This is a genomic window from Escherichia sp. MOD1-EC6021 (genome assembly GCF_002965245.1).
Classification (GTDB): Bacteria; Pseudomonadota; Gammaproteobacteria; order Enterobacterales; family Enterobacteriaceae; genus Escherichia; species Escherichia coli_F.
Genome location: NZ_PTRU01000070.1, coordinates 1 through 5,180, shown reverse-complemented (window position 1 = coordinate 5,180; position 5,180 = coordinate 1). Strand labels below are relative to the sequence as shown.

General features: G+C 53.4%; 3 protein-coding genes and 1 pseudogene. All 4 read left to right on the top strand.

All coding sequences use genetic code 11. The annotated features are described in order from the left end of the window. Window positions 1-2,943: RHS repeat domain-containing protein (locus BEB54_RS27635; protein WP_236943093.1), on the top strand; the 2,943-nt coding region annotated here is incomplete at its 5' end. A gap of 10 nt (window positions 2,944-2,953) precedes the next feature. Continuing rightward, window positions 2,954-3,907: a tetratricopeptide repeat protein gene (locus BEB54_RS27630; protein WP_064735799.1), complete on the top strand. Its 954-nt coding sequence runs from the start codon at window positions 2,954-2,956 to the stop codon at window positions 3,905-3,907. Window positions 3,908-4,094: 187 nt separating this feature from the next. Continuing rightward, a pseudogene (locus BEB54_RS27625) lies at window positions 4,095-4,841 on the top strand (RHS domain-containing protein); the annotation flags it as partial. A 145-nt stretch (window positions 4,842-4,986) separates the two neighbouring features. Continuing rightward, a partial coding sequence (locus BEB54_RS27620) for an ISAs1 family transposase (RefSeq protein WP_001765626.1) occupies window positions 4,987-5,180 on the top strand: 194 nt, incomplete at its 3' end.

The following is a 5,180-nucleotide window of genomic DNA, read 5'->3' as shown; positions in this document are numbered from 1 at the left end:
AAGCGGGTGGTGAAAAAAGAACTGGCGGACGGCAGCGTCACGCACAGCGGGTATGACGCGGCAGGAAGGCTCACGGCACAGACGGACGCGGCGGGACGGCGGACAGAGTACGGCCTGAATGTGGTGTCCGGCGATATCACGGATATCACCACGCCGGACGGGCGGGAGACGAAATTTTACTATAACGACGGGAACCAGGTGACGGCAGTGGTGTCCCCGGACGGGCTGGAGAGCCGCCGGGCGTATGATGAGCTGGACAGGCTGGTAACGGAGACATCGCGCAGCGGGGAGACAGTACGCTACCGCTACGATGACGCGCACAGTGAGTTACCGGCGACGACAACGGATGCGACGGGCAGCACCCGGCAGATGACCTGGAGCCGCTACGGGCAGTTGCTGGCCTTCACCGACTGCTCGGGCTACCAGTCCCGCTATGAATACGACCGCTTCGGCCAGATGACGGCGGTTCACCGCGAGGAAGGTATCAGCCTTTACCGCCGCTATGACAACCGTGGCCGGTTAACCTCGGTGAAAGACGCACAGGGCCGTGAAACGCAGTATGAGTACAACGCCGCAGGCGACCTGACCGCCGTCATCACCCCGGATGGCAACCGGAGTGAGACACAGTACGATGCGTGGGGAAAGGCGGTCAGTACCACGCAGGGCGGGCTGACGCGCAGTATGGAGTATGATGCTGCCGGACGTGTCACCACGCTGACTAACGAGAACGGCAGCCGAAGTGAGTTTACCTACGATGCGCTGGACCGGCTGGTACAGCAGCGCGGCTTTGACGGGCGGACGCAACGTTACCACTATGACCTGACCGGAAAACTCACGCAGAGTGAAGATGAGGGGCTTGTCACCCTCTGGCACTACGACGAATCGGACCGCATCACGCACCGCACGGTGAACGGCGAACCGGCAGAGCAGTGGCAGTATGATGGCCACGGCTGGCTGAGAGAAATCAGCCACCTGAGCGAAGGCCACCGTGTTGCCGTCCACTATGGCTATGACGACAAGGGCCGTCTGACTGGCGAGCGCCAGACGGTGCATAACCCGGAGACGGAGGAACTGCTCTGGCAGCATGAGACGAAACAGGCATACAACGAACAGGGGCTGGCAAACCGCGTCACGCCGGACAGCCTGCCGCCGGTGGAGTGGCTGACGTATGGCAGCGGTTACCTGGCGGGAATGAAGCTGGGCGGGACGCCGCTGGTCGAGTATACGCGGGACAGGCTGCACCGTGAGACGGTGCGCAGCTTCGGCAGCATGGCAGGCAGTAATTCCGCATACGAACTGACCAGCACATACACCCCCGCAGGTCAGTTACAGAGTCAGCACCTGAACAGCCTGGTGTATGACCGTGACTACGGGTGGAATGACAACGGCGACCTGGTGCGCATCAGCGACCCGCGACAGACGCGGGAATACGGCTACAGTGCCACGGGCAGGCTGGAGAGCGTGCGCACCCTCGCACCGGACCTGGACATCCGCATCCCGTATGCCACGGACCCGGCGGGCAACCGGCTGCCGGACCCGGAGCTGCACCCGGACAGTACACTCACAGTGTGGCCGGATAACCGCATCGCGGAGGATGCGCACTATGTCTACCGCCACGATGAATACGGCAGGCTGACGGAGAAGACGGACCGCATCCCGGCGGGTGTGATACGGACGGACGACGAGCGGACCCACCACTACCACTACGACAGCCAGCACCGCCTGGTGTTCTACACGCGGATACAGCATGGCGAGCCACTGGTCGAGAGCCGCTACCTCTACGACCCGCTGGGACGGCGAATGGCGAAACGGGTATGGCGGCGGGAGCGTGACCTGACGGGGTGGATGTCGCTGTCGCGTAAACCGGAGGTAACGTGGTACGGGTGGGACGGCGACAGGCTGGCGACGGTACAGACCGACACCACGCGTATCCAGACGGTATACGAGCCGGGAAGCTTCACACCGCTCATCCGCATCGAAACAGACGTGACCGAACTGGAGAAAGCGCAGCGCCGGAGCCTGGCGGAGAAGTTACAGCAGGAAGGGAGCGAGGACGGTCATGGTGTGGTATTTCCGGCTGAACTGGTGCGGCTGCTGGACAGACTGGAGGAAGAAATCCGGGCAGACCGCGTGAGCAGTGAAAGCCGGGCGTGGCTTGCGCAGTGCGGGCTGACGGTGGAAAAACTGGCCAGACAGGTGGAGCCGGAGTACACACCGGCACGCTCACAGTATTTGTATCACTGTGACCACCGTGGACTGCCGCTGGCGCTTATCAGCGAAGACGGTAATACGGCGTGGAGCGCGAAATATGATGAATGGGGAAACCAGCTATATGAGGATAACCCGCATCACCTGTACCAGCCGTACCGGCTGCCGGGGCAACAGTACGATGAGGAGTTGGGGCTGTGCTATAACCGGAACCGGTACTATGACCCGTTGTTGGGAAGGTATATCACCCAGGATCCGATTGGACTGAAAGGGGGATGGAACCTGTATGCGTATCCACTAAATCCGGTGCAGCGGATTGATCCGATGGGGCTAAATGGATGGAATTCATTAGGTGATGGTGGGATTAAAGAAGTATGCCAACAAGTTAATTCTGCGGTGAGGTATTTACCTCCAGATGAAGCCGCGAAAGTCATACATAACGTAGAAACAATGCATAATGTATACAATCCACTCTCAGAATACGTTTTCGGTTGGTCCGTTGCCCCAGCTTTGGTTGCCGGGGGGGTGCTAGGTGGTGAAGTATCCTTGGCTGAAAGAGGTGCGGCATGTATTACTAATGTGGCTGATGCAGTAATAGTAAAAGGCGAAAGAGATGAGAAAAAACTAGCATTCGTATGTGTCAAAGGTGTTGCTGATGCTGGTTTATCAGGTTTTCCGAAAAAAATGTATGATTTTGTTTTTGATAATCTAGTTTCGTACACTCAAAAACAATAAGGATAAAGTGATGAGATGTGGTTTTGTTTTATTAGGGGCGAGCATGCTGTTTGTGAGCTTTTTCTTTTTTTATGTGTTGGTTTTTTGTGAAAATGACTCAAATAAGAGAGTGATATATTTAACGCAAATGGCAGAAAGAGGTGATAAAGACGCTCAAACAGATCTTGGTATGGCTTACGGAGAAGGATTCGGCGTTGTTAAAAATTATGAGAAAGCTGCTTTCTGGTATTCAAAGGCCGCGACACAAGGTTCAGTTTCTGCGTTATTTAATCTTGGCCTTTTCTACGAAAAAGGGTGGGGGGTTACTAAAAATTTACAATTGGCAAGAGAATTTTATAGCAAGGCAGCAGTTAGGGGGAGTGTCGATGCGCAGGTAAATTTAGGGGTTTTTTATATAAATGGCTTGGGAGGGAGGATAGATTATTTACGGGGAAGAAATCTATTTTTGATGGCTGCGGAGAAAAAAAATACTGTTGCATTGTATAATTTAGGTTATATTTATAATTACGGGCTGGGTATTCCTCGTGACGAAAAGCAGGCAGCTAAATGGTATGGTAAGGCTGCGGAATTAGGTTCTATGAGCGCGAGAAATTCTCTTGCTTTATATTATTCTAGAGGTGCTGGTAACTTACCTGTAGATAGAAAGAGAGCTCTTGATTTACTTAAAAGTTCCGCGTGCCAGGGCTATGCCGTAGCTCAAAATAACTTAGGGATTTTGTACCTGGAAGGAGGTGATGAAATATCTAAAGATGTTCGAAAATCATATGCATGGTTCTCCGTGGCATTCTATAATGGGATTAAAACTGCTAACGAGGCACGAAAGAAAATAGCAACTTATATGGATGAGAAAGAAGCAAAAGAGGCTGAAAATTTGGCGCGCGAATATATTAATAATTATCCAACATCAATCAATGGATCGGATACAAATAAATCAGACTCGCAGTGTAGATTGCCAGCATACTGAGTTTAAAAAAGAAGGTCGTAAAATATAAAATATAAATGAAAGTATATAATCACTCATCCGCAGTGAAGACGAGGAACTCATCACCCTCTGGCACTACGATGCATCAGACCGTATCACTCACCGCACGGTGAACGGCAAAGCGGCAGAACAGTGGCAGTATGACGACCACGGCTGGCTTACTGACATCAGCCATATCACCGAAGATGCGCACTACCTGTACCGCTACGATGAATACGGCCGACTGACGGAGAAAACGGCCCGCATCCCGACAGGTGTTATCCGGATGTACGACGAACGCACCCAGCTCTACCATTACGACAACCAGCACCGCCTGGTGTTCTACACGAGGATACAGCATGGCGAGCCGCAGGTGGAGAGCCGCTACCTTTACGACCCGCTGGGCCGCAGGACAGGGAAACGGGTGTGGCGTCGCATGCGTGACCTGACGGGGTGGATGTCGCTGTCGCGTAAACCGGAGGTGACATGGTACGGCTGGGACGGTGACAGGCTGACGACGGTACAGACTGACACCACGCGTATCCAGACGGTGTACCAGCCGGGGAGCTTCACGCCGCTCATCCGTATCGAGACAGAGAACGGCGAATGGGAGAAAGCGCAGCGCCGCAGCCTGGCGGAGAAGTTACAGTCGGAAGGGAGTGAGGACGGTCACGGTGTGGTGTTCCCGGCTGAACTGGTGAGGATGCTGGACAGGCTGGAGGAAGAAATCCGGGCAGACCGAGTGAGCAGTGAAAGCCGCCAGTGGCTGGCACAGTGCGGGCTGACGGTGGAACAACTGGCAACACAGGTAGAGCCGGAGTACACAGCGGCACGCTCACTGCATCTTTATCACTGCGACCACCGGGGACTGCCGCTGGCCCTCATCAGCGAAGACGGCAATACGGTGTGGAGCGCGGAGTATGATGAATGGGGAAACCCAGGGTAAGATCACGTAACGCTGCTTTTTTGTACTAAGTAATTCGCATTTTATGTTTAAAAATTGAGATATTCCTCATTACATGAAGCTGTTTTTTATTGCGTATACATGATCAAATACTCCTTACATAATTAAGGAGAACAAAATGGAACTTAAAAAATTGATGGAACATATTTCTATTATCCCCGATTACAGACAAGCCTGGAAAGTGGAACATAAATTGTCGGATATTCTACTGTTGACTATTTGTGCCGTTATTTCTGGTGCAGAAGGCTGGGAAGATATAGAGGATTTTGGGGAAACACATCTCGATTTTTTGAAGCAATATGGTGATTTTGA

Bases quoted from the DNA above. Each gene is read 5' to 3' on its own strand.
- BEB54_RS27630 (WP_064735799.1), top strand. From the start codon at position 2,954: ATGAGATGTGGTTTTGTTTTATTAGGGGCGAGCATGCTGTTTGTGAGC.